Below are 24,637 nucleotides of genomic sequence, written 5' to 3' on the forward strand. Positions count from 1 at the left end.
ATTTTAATTTAATCTTTTTCTGTAAATAGTTTATCAACTGAGCGATTCTTATGAATTAAATCAATTGCTTGGCCAAACAAGTCGGCAACTGATAAGCGCACAAGTTTATCGAGCTTGTCAGCTTCTGGAACAACGATACTATCTGTTACAATCACTTGTTTAATATTGTCATCAGATAAAGCTTCAATCGCACCTTTTGACATCACAGCATGTGTTGCACAAGCATAAATATCTGTTGCACCAGCAGCTTTAAGTGCACGCGCTGCATCAGTCATCATTGTCCCTGTATCAATCATATCATCAATAATGATACAACGACGCCCTTTTACATCGCCAATAATTGATGTTGCTGCAATATTATCAGCAAAATCAGATCCACGTTTATCAACAATAGCAATTTGTGCTTTGAGCTTTTCAGCCATATTACGAGCACCTTTAACACTATTATGATCAGGTGAAATCACAACAACATCATCTGTAATCCCATTTTCAATGAAGTATTTAGCTTGGATTTCTAAAGAAACTAAATGATCAACTGGAATGTTAAAGAATCCTTGTAATTGAGCGGCATGTAAATCAAGTGTAATTACACGAGAAACACCGGCTAATTGAATAAAGTTTGCAACTAACTTAGCTGTAATAGGTTCACGTGAACGTGCTTTACGATCTGAACGTGCATAACCATAATAAGGCATTACAACGTTAATTGTACCCGCACTTGCACGACGTAACGCATCAACCATAATCAAAAGTTCCAGTAAATTTTCATTTACTGGATTTGAGATTGATTGGATAACATAAACATCTGCGCCACGAATACTTTCATCAATGTTGATTTGAATTTCGCCATCACTGAAATGTTTCACGGATGCTGTAGAAAGACTAGTATTTAAAACCTTAGCCACCTTCTCCGCTAATTCAACGTTAGAATTAAGTGCAAATAATTTTAATTGACCTTTTGCGAATTGACCCGACATGATAGCCTCCGTTATTAATCTGTATTTTTTCTTTATAGTTCTATTATAATGAATTTACACTTAAATTACTATGCTCTAAGTAAAAAGTTTAAGATTATCTGAATTGTTCCTTCAGACTAAACGACAATCCTTATGTTTAATGGTAAAATAGACAGATACGAACTTAAAAATATAACTTAATTATGGGGGACACAAAAATTGTCTAGCGGTACAGTTATCATCAATTTGATTGTTATCTTTGTGACATTATTTGCAGCAGCATTCTTCGTTGCCGCAGAATTTGCACTTGTCCAAGCACGTCCAAGTGCCATCGAAGCTGATATCGAAGCAGGTATTGGAAATCGAAAAAAACAAGAAAGAGCATTAAAAATGCTTAACCATTTGAATGAATACCTTTCAACAACACAGGTTGGTGTCAGTGTTGCTGGTATTATTCTGGGTTGGGTTGGTGAAAAAACCATTGAATTTTTACTTGTAGATGTGCTTAAACTATTCCATTTTGCTTCTGAATCAGGGTTAAATATCATTGGCGCAATTATCGGGGTTTTAATCCTTACTTACGTTGAAGTGGTTTACACAGAAATTGTGCCTAAAAACTTAAGTATCGATATGCCCGTTCAAGTTTTAATGGTTGTTATAACACCATTACGCTACTTTCATCTTGCCTTTTACCCATTAGTTTGGTTATTAAATAACTCAGCAACACGTGTTGCTAAAATGATTGGTATTACGCCAACTGATGAAAATAGTGAAGTTTTTACTCAAAAAGAAATTTTATCTTTATCTCAAAATGCCGTTTCAGGTGGTGAATTAGATAGAGATGATTATGTCTATATGCAACGTGCCTTTGATTTAAATGACAAAATTGCTAAAGATATTATGGTCGATCGAACAAGTCTTTATGTCGTAGATATTACAGATACTGTGCACGATGTCGTTAAAGATTATTTACATCAGGGTTATAGCCGTTTTCCAGTAGTTGCTAACAATGATAAAGATAAAATTCTTGGTTACGTCTATATCTACGATTTAGTTAGACAAGCTGAGATTGATGATACTGTCTTAATTAGTAAACTACTTAGAACAATTATTACAGTACCAGAAACAACACCTATTAGAACATTATTAAGCCAAATGATTAGTAAACAAACACCTATCGTTGTTGTCCTTGATGAATATGGTGGTACAAGTGGTATTGTAACGGATAAAGATATTTATGAAGAATTATTTGGAACGGTTAAAGATGAAATTGATGACGTTTCAAGTGAATACATTATCAAAAATGATGATGGTTCATATAATATTAGTGGTAAAACGACTTTATATGATTTCGAACGCTTCTTTAAATTTAAAAATAAAGCGATGAAAGCATCTGAAAGTGTTACATTAGCAGGTTTCATTCTCGAAAATCATAAAGTTAAATTAAATGATGTCATCAAGTTTGATGCTTTTGAATTTAAGATTATTGAGTTTAAACGTAACTACATTGATTGGTTTAATGTTAAACATACGACGACTCAGGTAGACGCAATTGAAGAACAATGAACTGATAAGAAATAATTTAGTCATTACTAATTGGAGGGAATTTTATATTTATGCCTACTCGTAGAGAACTATATCAGCAGGAATCAATTGCAGATTCCACTTCTAATCCAAGTAAAAATCGTCACTCATCGTTGCCAAAAAATGGTAAGAAAAAACCAAATAAAAAACGTCGTCGTTTAATTCTTCTTTTATTGCTCTTACTTTTGGTCGGTGGCGGTATTTATGCATACAGAGCTTACGCAAACGCAAAAAAAGCAGCTGATTCAATTTATACGCCGACAAAAGTCGCTAAAGCTAGAAACGTTTCTTCAGTCTTAAAATCAGGCTATCCAATTTCAATTCTCCTTTTAGGAACCGATGATGGTGCGTTAGGCCGTGCAAAAGTTGGCGGTCGAACAGATACCTTAATTGTCGCAACTTTAAATCCTAAAACGGAATCAATGACGTTAGTCAGTTTACCCCGAGATGCAGAAGTTGCGGTTTCTGGTTATGAATCAGAATTCCCAAGTAAATTAAATTCTGCCTATGCTTATGGTGGTCCTGCTTCTGCTGTTAAAACAGTCGAGAAATATTTGAACGTCCCTATTGATTTCTATGCAACCATTAATATGGGCGGACTCGAAACATTAGTTAATGCGGTTGGTGGCGTTGATGTCACACCACCACTATCGTTCACCTATCAAGGTGCACACTTTAAAAAAGGTGTTAAAACTCATGTTAATGGTGCAGATGCATTATCTTATGCCCGAATGCGTCATGAGGATCCACTTGGTGATTATGGCCGTCAAAAACGTCAACGCCAGATTATCATGTCTGTTGCCTTACAGAGTACAAACTTACAAAACTTATTAAATCAAAAATTCTTAGACACGATGTCTTCTCAATTGAAAACAGATTTATCATTTGATGATTTAGTGACTCTAGGAACTAGCTATCGTGTTGCCACGCACCATTCAAAATCTGATCACCTACAAGGAACTGGAACCATGATTAACGGTGAAGCTTTTGAAGTCGCTGATACACCAGAGAAGCAACGTATTACCGATAAACTTAGATCTGCCTTAGATTTAGTTAAAGCAGAAACGGGCAATACTTTATTAACAAATTCAACAATTAACACAACTCGAAAATAATGACCTATACACTACTCGCATCATCAAGAAGGCAACTTCTGATGATGCTTTTTTATTTATATTGATTAAATTTCATATAGAAAATAGGTCCGTAAAAAAAATTTATTTTATTCATACATTTCATTTGTAAACGGTACCATAAAGTGTAATAATAGATGGTACAAGATACTTTGTTATTTAAATGAAAGTGGGGATTTATATTATGTCAGAAAAAATTAAAGCATCAATTGCAATGTTAAAGGTATTACAGGATTGGAAAGTTGAAAATGTCTATGGGTTACCCGGTGGATCATTCAATACAACAATGCGTGCTCTTGAATCAGAAAAAGAAAACATTAATTACGTTCAAGTACGTCATGAAGAAGTTGGGGCACTTGCTGCTGCCGCTGAAGCAAAACTAACTGGTAAAGTTGGGGTTGTCTTTGGTTCAGCAGGTCCTGGGGCAACACATTTATTCAATGGTTTATATGACGCACAACAAGACCATGTTCCTGTTCTTGCTTTAATCGGTCAGGTTGCTTCATCTGCAATGAACATGGATTCATTCCAAGAAATGAACGAAAATCCAATGTTTGCTGACGTTTCTGTCTATAATAGAACAGTTATGACTCCAGAAAGCTTACCTCGTGTAATTGATCAAGCTATCAGAACAGCTTACCAATACAAAGGTGTAGCAGTTGTTACAATTCCAAATGACTTTGGTTGGATGGATATCGACGCTGACAGTTATTACGCTTCAGGTCACAATTACACAACACCTATTTTACCTGAACCAAATGATTCAAAAATTAAAGAGGCTTTAGCACTTATTAAAGAAGCTAAACAACCTGTTTTATTCGCTGGTATTGGTACAAAAGGTGCTACTGATGAAGTAATTGCTTTCTCTGAACATTTTAAAATGCCTGTAATTATTACAGCTATCAATAAAGGAACTGTTCCTGATAGTTATCGTGCTAACTTAGGGTCAACTTACCGAGTTGCAACAAAACCTGCTGATGAAGCAATTGCTGCCGCTGACTTAGTTGTCTTTGTAGGAGCTGATTTACCTTTCTCACAAACTAAAAAAGTCTTAAAACCCGATATGAAATTTATCCAAATCGATATTGATGCATCAAAAATTGGTAAACGTCATGCAGTTGATGTCGCTTTACTCAGTGATGCTAAGAAAACATTAGCTCGCTTTGTTGAATTAGCTGGTGCTCCTGTTGAAAGTCGTCCATTCTTCGATGCAACTATTGAAGATATGGCTAACTGGCGTACTTACCTCAAGAAATTTGAGGACAAGACAACAACACCACTTCAACCTGCTTCTGTCTTTAAAGAAATCAACAAACATGCCACAGGCGATGACATTTTCGCAGTTGATGTTGGTAATGTTACAATGAATAGCTTACGTTACTTAGATATGAATCCTAAACAAAAATTCACAACATCTGCCTTATTTGCAACAATGGGTTATGGTATGGGTGCAGCAATTGCTGCTAAATCAGCCTTCCCTGACCGTCAAGTCTTTAACCTTGTCGGTGATGGCGCATTTGCTATGATTGTTCAAGATTTATTAACACAAGTAAAATACAAACAACATGTCATTAATATTGTCTTCTCTAACCAACATTTTGGTTTCATTCAAGATGAACAAGAAGATGAAGGTCAACCATTCTATGGTATTGATTTCAATGACGCAGATTGGGCACAAGTCGGAAGCGCTATGGGTACGCTTGGTATCTCAGTTTCTACACATGACGAATTAGTTGCCGCATTTGAAACAGCTATAAAAGCAGAAGGTCCTGTTGTTATTGATGTTAAAATCACTGACGACCGTGCCATCCCTGTTGAAGATTTAGCTGTCGATCCAAAACATTTCTCAGCTGAAGAAATCGCTGCTTACCGTAAACGTTACGAAGCAGAAGACTTACTTGTCTTAGATGATTTAATCGAGAAATACTCAAAATAATGCCCTCACGAATAAAATAGCTATTCCTAAGAGATAGTTATTTTTAAATAACAAAAGACTGTAATGAAGATAACTATCCTCTTCATTACAGTCTTTTTTTTTGGGTTCTATTTTAATTTTACAGGTAGATCTTTTTTTGAAACTTCTTCCCATGAAATAACACCTTTTTTTTCATTATAGGCTAATTTTAAATAGGCGCCTTGACGTAACGGTCTTTCTTTATTCCCATTAAACGTTAATTTCTTAGCTTCATTTTTAGTATTATAAGCCATTTGATTATAGCTATAATCGGCATACGTTTTTCCATTTTGATCCTTTTTAACCACTTTTTTACCTGTTTCTGTTATCTGTGTGTAGTAATCCTGAGTTGAGTAATTAGTCCTATAGTATAAGTACCCGCCGCCAACTAATAGAATAGCGATAATTAATACAATTATTTTTTTCATTTATTCTACCTCCTTTTATTTAATTCATAATCTCAAATAACCATGCATTAAACCACTAATTTGACTTGTACTAATCGAAGATTATCAAAAAATTATATTATAATCCTTTTTTACTCATTTAATTCTATATAATGATACAATACTAACCATACAAACATTAGGAGGTTACGATTATGACAAAAACTCACCAACTAGTTAATAGAAATGAAGTACCTGAAGCACTAACATGGGATTTAACAGCCATTTATCCAAATGATCTTGCATTCCAGACGGATATCGATTTAGTTCGTGACCTCGTTCAAACCTTTGTTTCTACTTACCATAGCCATTTAGGAGAACTAGCTCCAATTAGTACCGCCTTCAATGACTTGGAAGATATTTACACTCGCTTATCACATATTGAACATTATGCATTTTTACAGCAAGCAGTTGATATTACTGATGCAACAGCCAATCAGTTAATGCGCGATTTTGAAGCACTTTCTGCCGAAATTACGACAAAACTGGTTTTCTTTGATATTGAATTACTAGAAAATCCAGTTAAATTATTGGACGACGTTGTTGCAACAAATCCAAAATTAAAAGCTTATATTCGTCAATTAAAGAAACAAAAAGAATTCCAGTTAAGTCCTGAGGTTGAACAAGTCCTTGCGACCTTCCAACCTAATTTTTCTGCACCAGAATCAGTTTACGGTCAAACTCGAGCAGCTGATATGGACTTTTCTGATTTTGAAGTAAATGGTGTGACATATCCAATGTCATTTGTTTTATATGAAAATACGTACCAATACAATCCAGACGCAGCTATTCGTCATGCAGCATTTAAAAGCTTCTCAACAACATTAAATCATTATAAGCATACAATTGCGGCTAACTATTATAATCAAGTATCTATGGAGAAAAGAATTGCTACTTTACGTGGCTATCATTCAGTTTTTGATTACTTATTAGCAGAACAAGAAGTTGACCGTTCATTATTCAATCGTCAAATTGATACAATCATGACTAAATTAGCACCTGTTATGCAAAAATACGCTGCACATGTCAAAGAAGTTCGCGGTTTAGATAAAATGACCTTTGCTGATTTACAAATCGATTTAGATCCTGATTTCGCACCAGAAGTTTCAATTGAAGAAGCTAAGAAATATGTCAACGATGCAGTTGCGCCACTTGGATCTGACTATCAAGCCATGGTTGCTCGTTCATTCCCAGAACGTTGGGTTGATTTTCCACAAAATATTGGTAAGGAAACGGGTGGCTTTGAAACAACTCCTTATGGCAAACATCCTTATATTTTAATGTCATGGACGAACGAATTAGCCGATGTCTATACTTTAATTCATGAGCTCGGTCATGCAGGGCAAGCCATTTTAACACAGGATAACCAATCAATTTTGGGTAGTGAACCTTCTACTTATTTGGTTGAAGCGCCTTCTACATTCAATGAACTATTACTAACAAGTTCAATTGAAAATCAATCAAGTGAACCTCGCTTAAAACGTTTTGCTTATTCAAAAATGTTAACGAATACTTATTTCCATAACTTTGTGACCCATTTACTTGAAGCAGCTTACCAACGTGAAGTTTATCAACTCATTGACGCTGGACAAGGATTTGATGGTGATCAATTAAGTGAAATTAAACGTCATGTCCTTGAAGCATTCTGGGGACCAGATGTTGAAATAAATGACGGTGCTGAACTAACTTGGATGCGCCAATCACACTATTACATGGGCCTCTATTCATACACATATTCAGCAGGTCTTGCCATTTCAACACAAGCACACTTGAACTTATTGAAAGATCCAGAAAATACGACAGAAGCTTGGCTTGCCTTCTTAAAATTAGGTGGCGAATTAGCCCCAATTGAAGCAGCTAAAGTTGCAGGCGTTGATATCACTACGGATGAACCTCTCAATCAAACAATTCAATTTTTAGATGATACCGTGAATAAAATCATTGCTTTAACGAAAGAAATTTAAAAATAAAGGAGAGACACTAAAAAGTTTAGTGTCTCTCCTTTATTTTTTATGCAGGTGGTGTGTTACTTAATACCCATTTTACCTGGGCTGTATATGAACCGCGATGGATTTCACTTGGATCTGCTTTAACCAAAACACCCGCATCTTTGTCCCATGGTACGGTTGTCGTTTTTGTCGTTGATGTTCCTGACAAAATTTCAAGACTTGCCGAACCTAAAACTTGAGCCTTATCTCCGGCTGTTGCTCGATACACAATCGCATCTTTAATTGTATTACTATCTGAAGTAAGATCACTTGCTGAAACTGACAACTGCCAAGTCCCAGGTAATGATGTTTCTAATGCTACAGAAAAATCAGTTTGACGAGGTAATATTGTCGTTTTTCCTGGAATTTTAGTTGTCCCAAAATTTAAACTACCGTTAGTTGTTAGTCCCATTTTACCTGAAACAACGACAGTAATAGTTTTCACGTCAGATTTATTACCGTCTGTATCGACAGCATAAACAGTTAAAACATGACTACCAATTGCTAAGTTATCTGGTAATTTGTAAGTTCCAGAATGGTCCTGACCAGCTTTTACGTTATCATATGTTTCCATTAAAACAGGTGCATTTGACCCTTCTTGATAGTACGTTTTAATGGTTGCACTATCATCAGACTCATGGTAACTCAAAGAATAAGGCGCATTCACTGTTGTACCACTATCATCTAAAGTAAACGTTGGTTTATTAGAGTTCACAATAATATCAGCCGTATATGACGTTGTTTGGTTCCCATATTGATCAGTTGCCATCACAGTATATGGGTTTTTACCAACCTTTAATTGACTACTTGGAACGCTAACACTAAATTTACCGTCTGTTCCGACGTTAGCTGATACTGAGTAACTACCATTGACTTTAATTGCTGCAGTTGTCGTTCCTGCTGGGAAAGTTCCCCCAAGACTTGAAACTACTGTTCCGGCAATAGTTGCTGCTTCATTTTGATTAACCTTGATGTCATTAATTCCTGATATCGTTAATGTTCGTGTGCCTCCAATTGTGAATTTGGCTGCATTTGATTGGATAACCGCATTAGATCCAGAAAATTCACTTACTGGACTATTAACAACTGTATCGGCTGCAACTTTGTCAGCAGTTCCTGTAAGTGTTACTTTTGCACTTGAATACTTAGCTGTTGATAAATCATTCTTAAGGACCTTAACAATTGCCCCATTTGACATCTTTGTTAAATCAATGGTTTCTGAGTCCGTTGCTGCCCCTGAATAAGTAATTGTTCCCGTTTTTAACGTCACATTATTGGGAACCTTCAAGCCAGCACTAATTGTTTTCCAATCTTGTTTACCACCTAAATATTTTAAATTTGTTACAAAATCTAATGAATCTCCAGAGTGTACTAGACCATCATTAGTAACATCTTTATTTTTTTGAGTTGTATCTGTTACTGTCTGAGTTGCAGTTGCATCAACTAAACCTGGAACTTTTTCAAACATTATCAAGTTAGTTTCATAACTACCACCCGTTGATCCAGTAAATCCCCAACGAACTGCGCCATTCGAATTGAATTTAGCCTTATCAATTGACACAGTCGCGCTCTTACCTGTTGTCATAACATTTGTTTTTGGATTTTTATCATCAATTGTGTAAGTCATAGAGCCTGTTGTACTCGTTCCAGCAGAATATTTCAACGTCAAATGATGCCATAACGCGTTAGATAGATTTGCTCCGTAATCAATTAACCCAAGGTGATTTTGATAGTAAAAATAGGCGGTGTGTATTGGAAAAAAACCCGAGTCTTTACTATCCCGTGTATAACTATTAGTATCTGCAGGATAACCACTAGCTATGTGATTACCTGTGACAGCAGTATAATCAAAGCTATTCCCGGAAGTTTGACCCCCATTATTAAAGGTATCGAACTCTAACGCCCAACTGTTTTGTATCCCTGTTTTAACTAGTTTCGAAACATCACTATAACCTGATGTTGTTCCAAAAATACCCTCAGGTAGTATATCATTAGCCCAAACACCTAATGTTTCACCACTACCAGTTGAAATAGCTGCATTTCCTTTAGCATCATTTTGTAATACTAATGCCATACCATCTCCGGCTGCAGCGCCTCCATTACCAAGATATACCCACATTGACGCTGTTGAATCTTTGTTCAAATCGAATGTATTACCATCAGTTGACCAAACAGCTGCCTTTTGATCTTTATTATCAGTAATTGTTACGACCGATTTTGTAGCAGCATTTGCATCCGTTGTTATGACATTTCCAGACGTTAAATTAACTGTTTTACTAACTTCAGATACACCAGCCCCAGTTCCGCGTTGAAATATACCATTCAAAGTGATCCCACTTGGCGCGGTCTGTATTGCATAATTATAATCTGTTTCTGCCGACACACTTGAAAAAGTAGCTAAGAAAGTCGCCGCTAAAACAAACACTAATAAATTTATTTTTTTATGATTAATCCCCATAACCCGCACCCCATTCTCTATCTTTATTACTTATAGTATACGCTTAAATAGAATTAATATTATCCATAAATTTCTTATAAACGCTCATTATTTGATGGTTTTAGGGTCCTTTTCAGGTAATAGTTATTTAATCCTGTATGCCAATTGGTATACCAGTATTCGTCAGCTATAATGTATCATTAAATAAAAAAGTAAGCTTACAATATTGTAAGCTCACTTCAATTTAATACCTAATAAAGCAACTAAAATTGTTGCCTGGTAAGCATTAATCGTTAATCCACGAACCAGCTTAGGATCCAGTATAACTGTTTCAAATTCACTCTCAGAGAAATCCACAGACTTCATGTTGGTCTCAATAAAATCGCAACCTTCAATATTACTTTCAGGGAATGTTAATTTCTTCTTGATTTCAACCGCTTGAAAACTGGTTTCTTTTAAATCACAACGTCTAAATTCAACTTCTTGGAAATTAGCGACACTAAAATTAGAATAGCTTAACTGACAATCTCTAAATGTCGTTTCTTTAAAAACAGTACGATTAGAAAAGTCACACCCCATCATCCGACAGCTTTTAATTTCAGTTCTAAAAAAATAACTTTCATTAAATTCTGCGTTCAAAAACTCACAATGATCAATTACAGTATCTAACCATTCGCTACGCACAAAGTCAGTTTGTTCAAAGGTACAATGATCAAAAGTGACTGAATCAACTCGTACTGTCTCAAAAGAAGCCTCAATCGTACAATTATGGTAAGTTAATCCATATCTAATATCATCAAATGAAATGGTTTGTCCTTCAACAACTTGATTATCCAAAATAATTCACTCCTAAATGTTTACTTAAAACGCTATTTATAAATTTTAACATATTTATTCACAAATACTTAAGACCTTTTTTAGTTAGAAGATAATAAAAAAGATAAATCAGATTATTCTGATTTATCTTTTCTTTAACCTTTATTTTCTTTTTTATCCTTTTTAATAAAGAATAATAGTAGTGCTCCTAATATTAGAACGAATCCTACTAAGACAACCATCACAGATTTTTCTTCATTTGTCTGTGGTAAAATACCACCTACAGATGATACTGAGCCTTTTATGTCTTTTTCAGGATTAACAGTCGTTTTTCTTTCAGGTACACTAGTTGGTTGTGTCACTTTGGTATTCTCTTTAAAACCGATAGTCACATTCGTAGAACCGGCTTCGGTTGTTGCCGCACTAACCATTTGATTAGTATTCAGCATGACAACTCCCAAAAGTAACATTGCTATAATCATAATCTTTTTCTTCATGAGACTAACCTCCCCCAAGGAATACTTTAAAGATTCTTGTTAAAAAGCATTATATAGTGATTGCCACCATATAATGCTTTTTAAACAACTTATTTAAGCAGGTACGTCAGAAAGTGTCCAGTTCATTTTTGTTGAGTAAGCTTCTGCTTTAGCAACACCAGCAGGGACAGTTAATGAAATGTCTCCAGCTGCAAGTGTATCAACAGTAACACCACTACCAGTATCTTTAACAGCATTTAAAGCAACGCCAGCTGTTGTTAAATCTGTAACAGCATTTGAAACAGCTGTAGTTGTTCCAGTTGTTGCTTCAGCAACAACTACTTTACCTTTGCCTGTTGAAAGAACAGCACCAGTTAATTCATCACTACCACTCTTAAATTGGTCAGCTTGAACAGAAAGTGCCCAACCAGCATTTGTTCCACGAACATCCCCAACTTCAATAGCAAGATCTTTTGCTGATTTAACAGTCAATGCTTTTGTAGGAATTTCAATATCTGAACCAAAGTCTACTGTTTTTGTAGCGTAGACAATAGCAAGGTTACCACTATTACCAGTTCCACCACCATCACCAGGATCTGTTGGGTCTGTTGGGTTTGTTGGGTTAACTGGAGGGATTACTTGTCCTTCATCGCCAGCCTTAAACGAAACACTAGCATCAGTTGATGCACCTTGAGCAAGTGTTGCTGCATTTACATGACTTGAAACTGCTAAACCTGCACCTAAAATTGTTGCTGCTAATAATGCACTTGTTAAACCTTTTTTCATAATCTAATCCCCCATAATTCTATCTTTTTTATTGTAAATAATTAAACAGCTGGTGTATCTGATAAAGTCCATGTTAACGTTGAAGCATACGCGATATCTGCTTTAGCAACGCCAGCTGGAATTGTTAATTTAACATTTTCTTTTTTAATGTTATCAACGTTAATACCTGCACCAGCGTCTGCTGTAGCACCAAGAACAACCCCAGAAGTTGTTGTATCAGCAATTGCTGATGACACTGCATGGTTAGCTGTAGAACCATTACCAACTGAAACAGCACCTGCGCCTAAACTAATTGCAGCGCCGCCAAGTTTTTCTGATTCATCAGCGTTAGCTAATTGCTTAGAACTTACTGATAAAGTCCAACCAGCATTTGTTCCACGAACATCACCAACTTCAACTGCAACATCTGTATCAGACGTTAAGTTAACCGTATTTGCCGTAATTTCATTTTCAGTACCAAAACTAATTGCTTTAGTAGCATAGATAATAGCAAGATTACCACTGTTACCAGTATTACCGTTATCCCCAGGTTCTGTTGGTTTTGTTGGATCTGTTGGGTCAACTGGAGGGATAACTTGTCCTTCATCGCCAGCTTTAAATTGAACACCAGTTGTTGTTGTTGCAGGTGTCATATCAGCAGCGTTTACGCTACCTGATACTGCTAAGCCTGCACCTAAGATTGTTGCTGATAATAATGCACTTGTTAATACGTTTTTCATAATTTATTTCCCCCGAATTTGTTATTTAATTTAAACAGCTGGTACGTCTGAAAGACTCCAGTTTAACGTTGTTGCATAAGTATCAGCTTTAGCTGAACCTGCAGGAATTGTCAAAGTCATGTTGTCTGCACGAATCTTATCTGCATTTAAACCAGCACCTTCGCCTGTTTTAGCTGATAAGACAGTTCCACCATCAGTAACCGCTGCAACTGCAGCAGCTGATGCAGGTGTTGGTGTAGCACCGGTACCAATTAAGGTATTATCACCTTTACCTAAAGCTAAGACAGCTCCAGCTAATTCGCCAGACTTTGTACTTTTGAATTGATCTGCTTTAACTGATAATGTCCAACCAGCATCTGTTCCTCGAGTATCGGCAACTTGAAGAGAAATAAAGTTACTACCTTTAAGGTCTTGTTTACTTGCTGAAACAGGTACAGTAGTGCTAACAGAACCAGTTCCATCATCTTTTGGAATCCCAAATGTTACAGCCTTTGTTGCATATACAATTGCTAAAGGACCAGCATGTCCTGTTTCACCGCCACCACCATCACCAGGATCTGTTGGGTCAACTGGGTCTGTTGGGTCAACTGGGTCTGTTGGATCTGTACCTGGTGTAAATGTTACTGAACCGTCAGTTGTTGCACTATCTGGTAAGACAGTATCTGCAGCATTTACGTTACTTGATACTGCTAAACCTGCACCTAAAATTGTTGTTGCTAATAATGAACTTGTTAAACTTTTTTTCATAATATATTTCCCCCAAATTTTTTTAATATTTCACCCGACTCTAACCTAATTAAGCAGGAGCGTCAGTCAATGTCCAAGTTAATGTTGTTGAGTATGCAGCAGCATGTGCTGTACCACCAACAACCCCTAAGTTAATACCCTTTTGTGCATAACTTGTTGTAGTTTCCCCTGCACCTTTGTCAACAGGTGCACTAATTGTTGCACCACCATCTAAGACGTTGCCTGTAGCTGTTGCTGTTACCTCAGGTACGTCACCAATATTATTCGATGCAGTACCATCAGGGAGTGACAATGTAGCACCTTCTAGTTCTACAGATTTAGCTGTAGGATCAGCAACAGTATCTACAACACTCATAAATGGTGTACCACTAACCTTAACGCTCCAACCAACAAATGTTCCACGAAGATCACTAACACTTACATTAATACCACTATTTGAATTTAATGTAGTATTCGCTGCAGAAATTGCTTCTTTACCAAAATCAACTTTACTTGTGACATTTGTAATTGACAATGATGCACTATTAGGATCTGTTGGATCTATTCCGCCAGCTGTAAACGTGGCACTTGCCGTTGTATCTTTTGATGTAGCAGTATCTGCTGCAGATACCTTACTTATTGTTCCGAAACCTAATACCACACCACTAATCATTACTGTTGTTAATAAAGTTTTTTTCATCATTGTTTCCCCCATTTTTCGTATACACTCACTATAGTCGATATTTGACCTAAAAACGGTCAATATTTCATGGTTAAGTGTTTTCTTTTGACAGTCATAATTACTTAATTCTTATTTAGTTATTCTTTTCTATAAAATTATAATACCAAAATTATTTCATTTAAAACGACCAACATTTACGTGTTAGGTGTCATTTTTTGACGTTATTTTACTGGGACACTTGATAATGTCCAATTCAAGTCTGCTTTATAGGCAGTTGCTCTAAGCTTTGATGGATCTGCCTTTAACAAAATACCGGTTCCATCATCGTTAAACTCCTTTCCTGTATCATTTACACCATTACCTGATAAAACGGTTATGCCAGCATCATTAATGATTTGCTCTGTAGCATTGGCATCACTTTTAAAGACCAAAGCATCTGGATCATCAGTTAATCCTGTTGATTTTACAGTCAACACCCAGTTACCGGCATCCACAGCTGAAAGGTCCACATTAAGACCAATTAATGGTGTTAAATTGGTTTTTTCATTTGGTATTTTAATTTTATCTCCATAATTTAAATTATTAATGCTATTAATTTTTAACGTTTTAGTTGGTTTTTTAACATTAAGGATGAATTTTTTAACAGTCGCATTACCTTGATCATCCGTTGTTGTGACGGTTATTGTATGTTGTTTAACCGTCAAGTCGGTCATCTTAATCGTATTAGTATGATCTTTACCTAGCGTTTTACTATTATCGTACTCCTCCTTATATTGACTGGTGTGTGCTACATCACCATAAGAATCTGTAATTTGAGTTGTTAAGGTCGTTGCATGATCACTATTCACCGTGTAGCTCACTGGGTACTCAGTACTTGCGACATCAACTACTGGGATATCCGTATTAGTCGTACTGTCTAATTTATCGCCTGCAATTGCATCTACTTTAATCTTAGGATTTGGTATGGTTACAATGATAGTTCCCTTAGTTGGAAAACTAGTTCCCCCACCTATTACTCTTGTAGCTGTAAGCTCAACTTTATTTTCCCCAATTGCTAGATCAGAATTTTTAATTGTAACTGGTGCTTGCATGAGTGTTTCTATTGGATCATACGATGTTGGATGAAAAGGTGCGTAAATTGTTGCCGTACTATCTGGTTTGGTTACTTGCACATTGAATACGTAGTTATCTAAAGATACGGCAGGATAGTACCCAGGTGATCCTTCTGGTGTTCCTGAGCCATCAACGCTATTTCCATTACCCGCATCATCCTGACTATAAAATAGGTCAGCTAACGCTGCATCTGCAGGCATTATTGTTGATTCTTTGCTAAGTACATCGTCAATGCTAATCGTTTTTTTACTTCCACCCAGAAACATCCCTACAATCTCTGCATTTTTATAATCATCAAATAACGTACGTGTTGTGCTACTTTGTTTTTTAGCCTGTTCTACTTGTTTCTTTTCGTCTTTTTGACTATCTAGTTTTTCACTAGATAGTGTAGACGACGCTGATTCTGAACTTGTTGCATTTGTCGTATCAACTTCTGAATCTATTTTTTCATCAGATACACTACTACTTGAGCTACTAGAATCTGCCTTATTTGATTCTGTTGATTCACTTAATACATTTTCTAAAGTTTGCTCTTTTATAGTCGCAATACTTGAACTAGTTGCTTCTTCTTGTTCACTTGCTGATATAGTTTCATTCAACGCTGTTCCCCCGAACAACATCATCGCACACAAACTACCTATCACAATTCTATTTTTTGGTTTCATAATAATCCCCCAGGATTCTCTTTTTAGTTTATGTCGTTAACCAATTACCGTTATAATATCATCTATATTCGGTAGACAACATTCAACATTTGCGACCTAGATGTGTTTTTTTGACATTTTAATCATAATTATATTTACTTCTTATAGTATGTATCACAAAATTTGATTGTACTTTATTTCATTTTTCTTTATACTTAACCATAGCTATCACTGCACCAGTATCATAAAATATTTTATCCATATGGAGGCTATTATTTTGCTAGAATCAGAAAAAACATTACGTTGGTATAACGTTGCTTTAATTGCATTCGTTTCCGTTTGGGGACTTGCAAATGTCTTTAACAACTTTGCTAACCAAGGACTCACTGTTATTACATCTTGGATTTTAATCATGATTTTTTACTTTGTTCCTTATACTTTAATTGTTGGTCAATTAGGCTCAACATTTAAAGATGCCAGCGGTGGTGTGTCTTCATGGGTGAAAGAAACTTCAACCAAGAGACTTGCCTACTATGCAGCTTGGACTTATTGGGTCGTACATATTCCTTACCTAGCACAAAAACCACAAGGTATTTTAATTGCCTTTAGTTGGTTATTCAAAGGTAACGGAAATTTCGTTAATGAAACTTCTGCTATGACCGTTTCACTTATGGGCTTAGTCATTTTCATTTTCTTCTTATGGATTGCCTCAAAGGGACTTGCTACTTTAAGTCGAATTGGTAGTGTTGCCGGAACAGCAATGTTCGTTATGTCATTATTATTCATCTTGTTGGCAGTTTCAGCGCCATTCATGACGCATGCTAAAATTCAAACACCTGATATGGGTGCCATTAAATCATATCTACCTAACTTTAACTTCGCCTACTTCACAACGATTTCAATGTTAGTTTTCGCTGTTGGTGGTGCTGAAAAGATTTCTCCCTATGTTAATAAAACAAAAAACTCAGCTAAAGAATTTCCAAAAGGAATGTTAGCATTGGCCGCAATGGTTGCCATCTGTGCTATTTTAGGTTCGTTCGCTATGGGATTCTTATTTAACGGAACTAACATCCCTGATGATTTAATCACAAATGGTCCTTACGAAGGTTTCTTACGTCTTGGTAGTTTCTATCACGTAGGTAATTTATTCATGATTCTATACGCAATTGCCAATGCGATGGCTCAAATTTCAGCGCTTGCTTTCTCAATTGATGCACCATTAAAAATTCTTTTAGGTGATGCTGATCCAAACTTCATTCCTAAAAGCTTGTCAAAACTTAATAAAAAAGGAACTCCCGTTAATGGTTATGCCATGACTGGTGTTTTAGTTAGTATTTTAATTATCATTCCTGCAATCGGGATTGGTAACATGAACGCATTATACAAATGGTTATTGAACCTAAATGCGGTTGTCATGCCTATGCGTTATCTCTGGGTATTCTTCGCTTACATGCTATTAAACAAACAATTGAAGAATTTCAAAGCCGGTTACAAGTTTGTTAAGAATCCTGTCGTTGGTTACATTGTTGGTGCTTGGTGTTTCTTATTCACTGCATTCGCTTGTATCCTAGGAGTTGTTCCTAAATTAAACTACTCAGATAGCCCTTCTAACTACTTGTTCCAATTAACACTTAATATTGTCACACCACTTGTCTTAGTTGCATTAGGTTTAATCCTCCCTGCAATTGCACGTCGCGGTAACAAAAAAGCCCTATAAAATTAATCTTAACTAAAATCTTATATTCACAAATAAACCTTATGCCTAAAAGCATAAGGTTTATTTAATTTTATGGTTTTTAATTTTCATATTAGGTATACTAGAGCAGTTAAATAAAATTTTGGAAGGAATCTATTTGTATGAATATTATTGTTATGTTAAAAGTTATTATTTTGGGAGTTGTCGAAGGAATTACAGAATGGCTTCCTATTAGTTCAACGGGACATATGATTTTAGTTGACGAATTTTTACAACTAAAAGAAAATGCTGCTTTCATGGAAATGTTCTTCGTTGTTATCCAACTGGGCGCTATCCTAGCAGTTTGTGTGTTGTATTTCCATAAATTAAATCCTTTTTCTCCAAAAAAATCGCAATTAGAAAAAAGAGATACGTGGTCTCTATGGAGTAAAGTCATTGTAGCTGTACTTCCAGCTGCTGTGATTGGGTTAGTTGCTGATGACTGGTTAAATGCGAAATTATATAATTTCCCAGTTGTTGCCTTAATGTTAATTATTTATGGTGTTTTATTCATTATTATTGAAAACAAAAAAGCCGATGCTGTTCCTTCTATTACATCATTCAATCAAGTTACTTACAAAACAGCGTTACTAATCGGTGTTTTCCAAGTTCTTGCTTTAATTCCCGGAACATCACGTTCTGGTGCAACTATTTTAGGTGCCATTTTATTAGGGACTTCTCGATTCATTGCTGCTGAATTTTCATTTTTCTTATCAATTCCAGTTATGTTCGGTGCCAGTCTACTCAAATTAGTTAAATACTTCCATAATGGTTATAGCTTTACCGGTGATCAAACAGCCGTCTTATTACTTGGTTGTGTAGTCGCATTCTTAGTTTCAATTGTTGCAATCAAATTCTTGATGGGTTACATCAAGTCGAAAGATTTCAAACCATTTGGTTGGTACCGTATTATTTTAGGTGCCTTGCTACTCGTTTACTATTTCTTCATTAAATAATTAGACAAAAAAACGCCGATAATATCGGCGTTTTTTTATTTAGTTTTCTTGGCTGGTGCTTTTTTCTTAGTAGTTACTTTCTTTACAGCCGGTTTCTTTTTAGCGGGTACCTTTTTGGCCACGGGCTTTTTCTTGGCTGCCGCCTTTACAGTTGTCGTTTTTTTCTTTGTTGTCGCTTTTTTTGTAGCCGTCGTCTTTTTAACTGCTGGTTTCTTTTTAACAGCTGGTTTTTTCTTAGCTGGAGCTTTCTTTTTCTTTTCAACGACAACTGGTTCTTTTTCTTCAATAATAGGTGGATTTTCAAGGAAAGCTATCTTTTCAGCAATCATAGTTGTGCTTGTCATATTATGATCACTGGGGTTTTCTAAATAATTAGTCACAGATGTAATTTCATCGATTCTTAATTTAGATGCGTTCAGAATTGGTGACTCAACAATCAGATAGACATTAACTTCTGCTTCATCTGTTACTTCATTAAAGAAGCTGGGTAACTTTTTATAATATTTGTATGGTAAATTAAGGATATTTGCTTCAAGTGTAAAAATTGCGGTACCTTCAGGATATTCAATCATCAATTGAACTTCTACAAGCTTACCATCCCGTACATTGTTTTCTAAATCAGCATAACACTTAGCGAATAATTCTGGTACACCAATCGCTTGGACATCTTCTGGTGTGGCAGTATAAAAAATCTTTGTGTACGCCTCTAACTCAATAGCGGACATGAATTGTTCAACGGTCATTTTCATTAGTTATCTATCCTCCGTATTCTCTCTACATAGTCCATAATATCCTAGATGGCAATAATTGCAAAACATAAATAAAAAAAGGATAACTTTTGTTATCCTTTTTCACTAATACTACTTATTTAGTTGGTACATTACTCAAATTCCATTGCACTGAAGCATCATATTCTTCACTTCTAACCTCGCTAGGTTTAACACGCAATAGAATTCCCGTATCTTTTGCCCACGTTTTAGTTATCTGGTTAGGAGATGAGTTCCCACCCGCAATATCTATCGAATGGTCTTTTAAAGGTGTCCCAATATCTGTCGCTTTTTCTTTGTAAATTAATGCATCTTTTAGCACAGTGCCGCTGGCTCCAACAACATCAGTTCCAGTCAGCTTTAAATTCCATGTACCTGGTACCGATGCAACTACCTGTATACTTAATTCTTCTACAGGGCTATAGGTTGTTTCTTCGTTGGGTATTGGAATATCACTTTGTCCAAAATTTAATGCACCCGTTACCGATGCTATTTCTAAAACACCTGGATCATTAACAGTGATAATTTCTTGACCCGTTACTGAATTACCATATTGATCTTCAACACTTACCGTATAAGTATTTTTTCCAACGTTTAACTTATCTGCAGGCAGCACTTCAGCGTAGTCAATGCTACCCAACTTATTGAATAGCATTGATTTATCACTAAAGGCTTTACCATTCAGCATCGTTGTTATCGTAACGTTATCATTTTCCATTAGTGTATCTGTTTTAACGTTACTCGTAACTTTAATCGACTGACCACTATCAATTGTTTTATCAAGCAATCCTGAAAGTGTCATCTTCTGCTTTAATGCCTTAATGGTAAACGTAGCTAGCTGAGATCTTACTATCGTATTTTGACCATTAAATGTACTAATTGGACTTGTTACTTTGGTATCTGTAGCAACAATTTTAGCTGTCCCATTCATACTGATCGTTGCTGTATCATTACTTTTTGATAAGTTTTTATTTAGACTTGATGTAATGACACCATCTTTAGTTGTTGTATCAAATGTTTGCGTTGTTCCATCGGCGTATTTAATGATACCTTCTTTGTCTAACGTCACAGCATTAGGCGTTTTTAACGAAGCAACGATTTTTTTCCAATCTTGCTTTCCATCATTGTATTTCAAAGTTGTTTGAAGATTAAGTTTATCCCCGCTGTTAGCAATTCCTGATGCGGTAATGTCCTTATTGTTCTGGGTAGTATCTGTCACTTTTTGCGTCGCCGTAACAGAAACTAAATCAGATATTTCTTCAAACATCACTAAATTTGTTTCCCAGTTACCGCCTGTTGCGCCCGTAAATCCCCAAGTCACTTGACCATCAGTGCTCGCAAATTTACTTTTATCAATTGGAACTGTCTTTGCAAGACCACCACCTAATACATCACCCGTACCGGGGACTTTATCTCCAATAGTATAGGTCATTGAGCCGGCAGTTGTAGACGTTGATTTATAATCAATTGACACATGCCACCATCTTCCATTAGATAAGTCAGCGACAGCAAGTAGTCCATCATGAGTTAATTTATTATACTTACTTAAAAAACCATTTTGTTCATAAGTAGCCCTTTGATTAGGATAATTGCTTGCCAGATGATTGTCTTGGATAGTGTTTAAATTATCAAATCCGTTACCCTTGCTTGCCTCACTATTTTTATGTGTATCAAATTCTAACGCCCATGAATTTTTAATAGCTGTTCCTGCAACGGTAGATTCTGATCCACCTTTATCAACACCCCAAACACCTAATGATTCGCCTCCACCAGAAATAGCACTGAGACCACGGCTATCATTTTGTAAAACAAAAGCCATCCCATCACCAGAATTAGCACCCTGATTACCGAAATACATCCACATTGACATTTTATTATTTTTATTAAGATTAAATTTATTGTTTGCTGTAGACCAGGCAGATCCCACTTGGTTAGTTGCATCCGTAATTTTTATAATTGATTTATCTGCGTTATCTGCTGTTTCAGAAACAACATTACCACTAGCATCGAATGTTACAATTTTTGCATTATTTTGTGTTCCTGTTGTTCCAGGTGTCAAAAGTCCATTTGATACTAATGCGTCTGGTGCCGATGCCACTGCGTTAGAATAATCATCAGCATTAACACCTGTAGAGCTAAGCCCTAATGTCACTAACACACCTGTAAAAAGTACAGCTTTCAGCCGTAATATTGTCATAATCCTATCTCCCCCCGGACATTTGAATTTAACCGACAATTAAGTTTATTATTAATTATTTGGTACATTCGTTAGCGTCCAATCTAATTCAGAACTATAGGTTTCAGCTACTTTAATTTCACTTGGTTCAACATCCAATACAATTCCAGAATCTGCTGACCAACTTTTTTCAACCGTAGTTGCTTGACCTACTCCTGTAGACACTATTGTACCATACGTTGGAGAAAGCGGTAACGTGTTTTCCTGATTTGAATTACGAAACCCAATAGTTGAATGCTTTAAAGTACTTTTATCACTTGCTGCAGTTAGTGGTCCTGCAGTCACAGACAATGTCCAGTTTTTAGCTGCTGACGTTTCTAACTTAAGCATATAGCTTGAAGCACGGTTTAAAATACTTCTTTTCGCTGGTATTTTATTATTAAAATTAATTGAATCATCTGATGAAATACTCAACAATCCTACGACAACAGAGATTGTTTGGTTATTAGAAATGTTTCCTTCAGAATCAACCGAATAAATAGTTAACTCGTGCGTTCCAATGGCAAACTTAGTTGTATCTAGTGCTACACTATGATCTTGTGTCGAACCTGGTTTAGTATTTGTATATTTTTCTAATTCAACAGGTGTTCCAGTACTTCCTTCTTTATAGTACGTTGTTAACGCTGCACTATTATCAGCTACTTGGAAAATCAATGTATATGGCGCTACAACGGTTCCTTTATTATCATTTAAAGTTAAAACGGGTTTAATATTAATTTTTTGTGTATATTTTTGCGTCGTATTACCATCTGGATCTGTTACTTGAACATTATAAGAATATTCGCCAGTGGTTAGTTTGTCCTTTGGAATCGTTACGTTAAATGTACCATCCGTTGCGACATCACCCTTAATAGGTGTTGTATCCTCATTAAGTGTCACACTGGCCGTTGTTCCTTTAGCAAAAGTTCCACCTAAACTAGATTTTACCGTTCCACTAATCGTCGCATCCGTTCCATAATTAATATCAATATCTTTAAGGCCATCAATCGTTAAGGCTGTTTTTGGTGATGCTTTAATCGTATAGCTAATAGGATTAGAATCAATCATTGCATTGCTTCCGATGAATTGACCTGCTGAAACAGTCACTGGTGTATCCACTTCAACTGGCATTACTTCACCGATAAATGAAATATGTGAACTTTGTCCAGGTGTAGATAATTCAGGTATTTGCGCGCCGGATAACCCAGCAGGGTCACTTCCATAGATATTACTAGGAAATTTTCCTGTACCAAAATCGTTAGGTATTTCATACCCAGTCCATTTTATATTATTAGCCGGGTATTTTAAATATCCACCTATGCCTGTCCACGATTGTTTTCCACTATCGTAAGTTACGGTAGTGTTGAATTTTACTTTATCTCCAGCTTTTACTTCTCCATTAGCCGAGACATCCTTGTTATTTTGTGTAATATCCGTCATAGTTTGTACCGCAGTCGCATTAACAAGACCTGGTACAGTTTCAAACATAACTAAGTTATTTTCAAAAGAGTCACCCGTTGACCCTGTAAATCCCCAACGGATTTTACCCGTTGTAGAATTAAATTTCGATTTATCAATTGGAACACTTGCCGTCTGCCCTGTCTGACTTGTATCTTCAGTAGGATCCAAGTCTTCTGTTCCTGAAATTGGTTTTTTATCATCAATCGTATATGTCATTGACCCAGCACTCGCACTCACTGATTTATAATCAATTGTCACATGATGCCATGCCCGATTTGATAAGAACCCATTATAATTAATAAGGCCTAAATGATTTAGTTTAACTGAAGAAGAGATTGTATGATTATCCGTGTATGTTGCCTCAACAGCTGGATACCCACTACCAATATGGTTAGGTGCTAAACTAGGATCTAAATCAAATCCGTTTCCTGAACTATTACCATTATTCAAATGAGTATCAAATTCTAGCGCCCAACTATTTTGAATAGCGCCTCTAGCAGTATTATTGGGGGATCCCGTACCCACTGAATCGTCTCCCCAAACACCTAACGTTTCACCTGCTTTAGTTGCAATAGCAGCATTTCCTTTTGCATCATTTTGAAAAACAAGTGCCATCCCATCCCCAGCAGTATTCGTTTTGCTACCAAAATAAATCCACATAGAAGCTTTACTACTTGTATTAATATCAAATGAATTTTCGTCTGTTGACCAAATTGCTGCTTTTTGATTCTTAGCATCCGTAATTTTAACCATCGTTTTAGCAGCCAGATTAGTCGAATTAGGATCTTTATTGGTATCGGTTAATTCGACCATACCACTAGTTGCTACTACTCCAGCACCAGTACCCGTCTGGAATAAATTTGTCATTAAAATTGCTCGAGGTGCTGATGCTTTTGCAGAATCATAATCCGCATCTGCCTTGATACTTGTTACATTAACTAAAAAGAATAACCCAAAAGTTAGTAGTGTTAATTTTAATTTATTATTAATTTTCATGTTGGCCCCCACCTATTTTCCCCAAAGTTCATCTATAATAACTAATA

Annotated in this window: 19 protein-coding genes; 6 read left to right on the forward strand and 13 right to left on the reverse strand. The window is 36.0% G+C overall.

Annotation, left to right across the window (positions count from 1 at the left end):
- Positions 1–8: 8 nt before the first annotated feature.
- Positions 9–977 (reverse strand): ribose-phosphate diphosphokinase, encoded by a 969-nt coding sequence (locus AC1RPQ_RS06155; protein ID WP_481761743.1) that lies wholly within the window; start codon positions 975–977, stop codon positions 9–11.
- 198 nt (positions 978–1,175) lie between these two features.
- Here AC1RPQ_RS06155 and AC1RPQ_RS06160 point away from each other — a divergent pair, with 198 nt between their 5' ends.
- The 3 genes from AC1RPQ_RS06160 (at position 1,176) to spxB (ending at position 5,609) form a co-directional block, all read left to right on the forward strand.
- Positions 1,176–2,522 carry a hemolysin family protein gene (locus AC1RPQ_RS06160; RefSeq protein WP_481761744.1) on the forward strand — a complete coding sequence of 449 codons (1,347 nt, stop codon included), beginning with the start codon at positions 1,176–1,178 and terminating at the stop codon, positions 2,520–2,522.
- A gap of 50 nt (positions 2,523–2,572) precedes the next feature.
- Positions 2,573–3,655 carry an LCP family glycopolymer transferase gene (locus tag AC1RPQ_RS06165; protein ID WP_481761745.1) on the forward strand — a complete coding sequence of 361 codons (1,083 nt, stop codon included), beginning with the start codon at positions 2,573–2,575 and terminating at the stop codon, positions 3,653–3,655.
- Between the two features lie 202 nt (positions 3,656–3,857).
- Positions 3,858–5,609 (forward strand): pyruvate oxidase, encoded by a 1,752-nt coding sequence (gene spxB, locus AC1RPQ_RS06170; protein ID WP_481761746.1) that lies wholly within the window; start codon positions 3,858–3,860, stop codon positions 5,607–5,609.
- Positions 5,610–5,716: 107 nt separating this feature from the next.
- On the opposite strand, the gene AC1RPQ_RS06175 is transcribed toward spxB, so the two are convergent.
- Complete coding sequence (locus AC1RPQ_RS06175) at positions 5,717–6,055, reverse strand: YxeA family protein (protein ID WP_481761747.1); 339 nt, start codon at positions 6,053–6,055, stop codon at positions 5,717–5,719.
- Between the two features lie 173 nt (positions 6,056–6,228).
- On the opposite strand from AC1RPQ_RS06175, the gene pepF reads away from it, so the two are divergent.
- Complete coding sequence (pepF, locus tag AC1RPQ_RS06180; RefSeq protein ID WP_481761748.1) at positions 6,229–8,037, forward strand: oligoendopeptidase F; 1,809 nt, start codon at positions 6,229–6,231, stop codon at positions 8,035–8,037.
- A gap of 46 nt (positions 8,038–8,083) precedes the next feature.
- On the opposite strand, the gene AC1RPQ_RS06185 is transcribed toward pepF, so the two are convergent.
- The 8 genes from AC1RPQ_RS06185 to AC1RPQ_RS06220 all read right to left on the reverse strand — a co-directional run bounded on the left by AC1RPQ_RS06185 (position 8,084) and on the right by AC1RPQ_RS06220 (position 16,481).
- Positions 8,084–10,519, reverse strand: a complete 2,436-nt coding sequence (locus tag AC1RPQ_RS06185) for a hypothetical protein (protein WP_481761749.1) — start codon at positions 10,517–10,519, stop codon at positions 8,084–8,086.
- Between the two features lie 213 nt (positions 10,520–10,732).
- Positions 10,733–11,335, reverse strand: a complete 603-nt coding sequence (locus AC1RPQ_RS06190; protein ID WP_481761750.1) for a pentapeptide repeat-containing protein — start codon at positions 11,333–11,335, stop codon at positions 10,733–10,735.
- Positions 11,336–11,469: 134 nt separating this feature from the next.
- Positions 11,470–11,811 (reverse strand): LPXTG cell wall anchor domain-containing protein, encoded by a 342-nt coding sequence (locus AC1RPQ_RS06195; protein WP_481761751.1) that lies wholly within the window; start codon positions 11,809–11,811, stop codon positions 11,470–11,472.
- 93 nt (positions 11,812–11,904) lie between these two features.
- Entirely contained in the window at positions 11,905–12,576 is a 672-nt protein-coding gene (locus AC1RPQ_RS06200; RefSeq protein WP_481761752.1) for a WxL domain-containing protein, read from the reverse strand.
- Positions 12,577–12,617: 41 nt separating this feature from the next.
- Positions 12,618–13,295 (reverse strand): WxL domain-containing protein, encoded by a 678-nt coding sequence (locus tag AC1RPQ_RS06205; RefSeq protein WP_481761753.1) that lies wholly within the window; start codon positions 13,293–13,295, stop codon positions 12,618–12,620.
- A 30-nt stretch (positions 13,296–13,325) separates the two neighbouring features.
- Positions 13,326–14,042 (reverse strand): WxL domain-containing protein, encoded by a 717-nt coding sequence (locus AC1RPQ_RS06210; RefSeq protein ID WP_481761754.1) that lies wholly within the window; start codon positions 14,040–14,042, stop codon positions 13,326–13,328.
- Between the two features lie 49 nt (positions 14,043–14,091).
- Positions 14,092–14,724: a WxL domain-containing protein gene (locus AC1RPQ_RS06215; RefSeq protein ID WP_481761755.1), complete on the reverse strand. Its 633-nt coding sequence runs from the start codon at positions 14,722–14,724 to the stop codon at positions 14,092–14,094.
- A gap of 200 nt (positions 14,725–14,924) precedes the next feature.
- Positions 14,925–16,481 (reverse strand): hypothetical protein, encoded by a 1,557-nt coding sequence (locus AC1RPQ_RS06220; protein ID WP_481761756.1) that lies wholly within the window; start codon positions 16,479–16,481, stop codon positions 14,925–14,927.
- Between the two features lie 256 nt (positions 16,482–16,737).
- Between AC1RPQ_RS06220 and AC1RPQ_RS06225 the strand changes: the two genes are divergently transcribed.
- Entirely contained in the window at positions 16,738–18,177 is a 1,440-nt protein-coding gene (locus AC1RPQ_RS06225; RefSeq protein WP_481761757.1) for an amino acid permease, read from the forward strand.
- A gap of 140 nt (positions 18,178–18,317) precedes the next feature.
- On the forward strand, positions 18,318–19,151 hold the full coding sequence (locus AC1RPQ_RS06230) for an undecaprenyl-diphosphate phosphatase (protein ID WP_481761758.1): 834 nt from the start codon (positions 18,318–18,320) through the stop codon (positions 19,149–19,151).
- A 35-nt stretch (positions 19,152–19,186) separates the two neighbouring features.
- On the opposite strand, the gene AC1RPQ_RS06235 is transcribed toward AC1RPQ_RS06230, so the two are convergent.
- The 3 genes from AC1RPQ_RS06235 to AC1RPQ_RS06245 form a co-directional block, all read right to left on the reverse strand.
- On the reverse strand, positions 19,187–19,900 hold the full coding sequence (locus AC1RPQ_RS06235) for a hypothetical protein (protein ID WP_481761759.1): 714 nt from the start codon (positions 19,898–19,900) through the stop codon (positions 19,187–19,189).
- Positions 19,901–20,015: 115 nt separating this feature from the next.
- Positions 20,016–22,115 (reverse strand): L-type lectin-domain containing protein, encoded by a 2,100-nt coding sequence (locus AC1RPQ_RS06240; RefSeq protein ID WP_481761760.1) that lies wholly within the window; start codon positions 22,113–22,115, stop codon positions 20,016–20,018.
- 51 nt (positions 22,116–22,166) lie between these two features.
- Positions 22,167–24,590 (reverse strand): hypothetical protein, encoded by a 2,424-nt coding sequence (locus tag AC1RPQ_RS06245; RefSeq protein ID WP_481761761.1) that lies wholly within the window; start codon positions 24,588–24,590, stop codon positions 22,167–22,169.
- Positions 24,591–24,637 lie beyond the last annotated feature (47 nt).

This window comes from Dellaglioa sp. CoH-57-MRSF-21 (assembly GCF_056781915.1).

Coding starts and splice junctions, on each gene's coding strand:
- AC1RPQ_RS06175 (WP_481761747.1), bottom strand. CDS start 6,055: ATGAAAAAAATAATTGTATTAATTATCGCTATTCTATTAGTTGGCGGC.
- AC1RPQ_RS06240 (WP_481761760.1), bottom strand. CDS start 22,115: ATGACAATATTACGGCTGAAAGCTGTACTTTTTACAGGTGTGTTAGTG.
- AC1RPQ_RS06155 (WP_481761743.1), bottom strand. CDS start 977: ATGTCGGGTCAATTCGCAAAAGGTCAATTAAAATTATTTGCACTTAAT.
- AC1RPQ_RS06245 (WP_481761761.1), bottom strand. CDS start 24,590: ATGAAAATTAATAATAAATTAAAATTAACACTACTAACTTTTGGGTTA.
- AC1RPQ_RS06220 (WP_481761756.1), bottom strand. CDS start 16,481: ATGAAACCAAAAAATAGAATTGTGATAGGTAGTTTGTGTGCGATGATG.
- AC1RPQ_RS06205 (WP_481761753.1), bottom strand. CDS start 13,295: ATGAAAAACGTATTAACAAGTGCATTATTATCAGCAACAATCTTAGGT.
- AC1RPQ_RS06235 (WP_481761759.1), bottom strand. CDS start 19,900: ATGAAAATGACCGTTGAACAATTCATGTCCGCTATTGAGTTAGAGGCG.
- spxB (WP_481761746.1), top strand. CDS start 3,858: ATGTCAGAAAAAATTAAAGCATCAATTGCAATGTTAAAGGTATTACAG.
- AC1RPQ_RS06230 (WP_481761758.1), top strand. CDS start 18,318: ATGAATATTATTGTTATGTTAAAAGTTATTATTTTGGGAGTTGTCGAA.
- pepF (WP_481761748.1), top strand. CDS start 6,229: ATGACAAAAACTCACCAACTAGTTAATAGAAATGAAGTACCTGAAGCA.
- AC1RPQ_RS06215 (WP_481761755.1), bottom strand. CDS start 14,724: ATGATGAAAAAAACTTTATTAACAACAGTAATGATTAGTGGTGTGGTA.
- AC1RPQ_RS06185 (WP_481761749.1), bottom strand. CDS start 10,519: ATGGGGATTAATCATAAAAAAATAAATTTATTAGTGTTTGTTTTAGCG.
- AC1RPQ_RS06195 (WP_481761751.1), bottom strand. CDS start 11,811: ATGAAGAAAAAGATTATGATTATAGCAATGTTACTTTTGGGAGTTGTC.
- AC1RPQ_RS06210 (WP_481761754.1), bottom strand. CDS start 14,042: ATGAAAAAAAGTTTAACAAGTTCATTATTAGCAACAACAATTTTAGGT.
- AC1RPQ_RS06200 (WP_481761752.1), bottom strand. CDS start 12,576: ATGAAAAAAGGTTTAACAAGTGCATTATTAGCAGCAACAATTTTAGGT.
- AC1RPQ_RS06165 (WP_481761745.1), top strand. CDS start 2,573: ATGCCTACTCGTAGAGAACTATATCAGCAGGAATCAATTGCAGATTCC.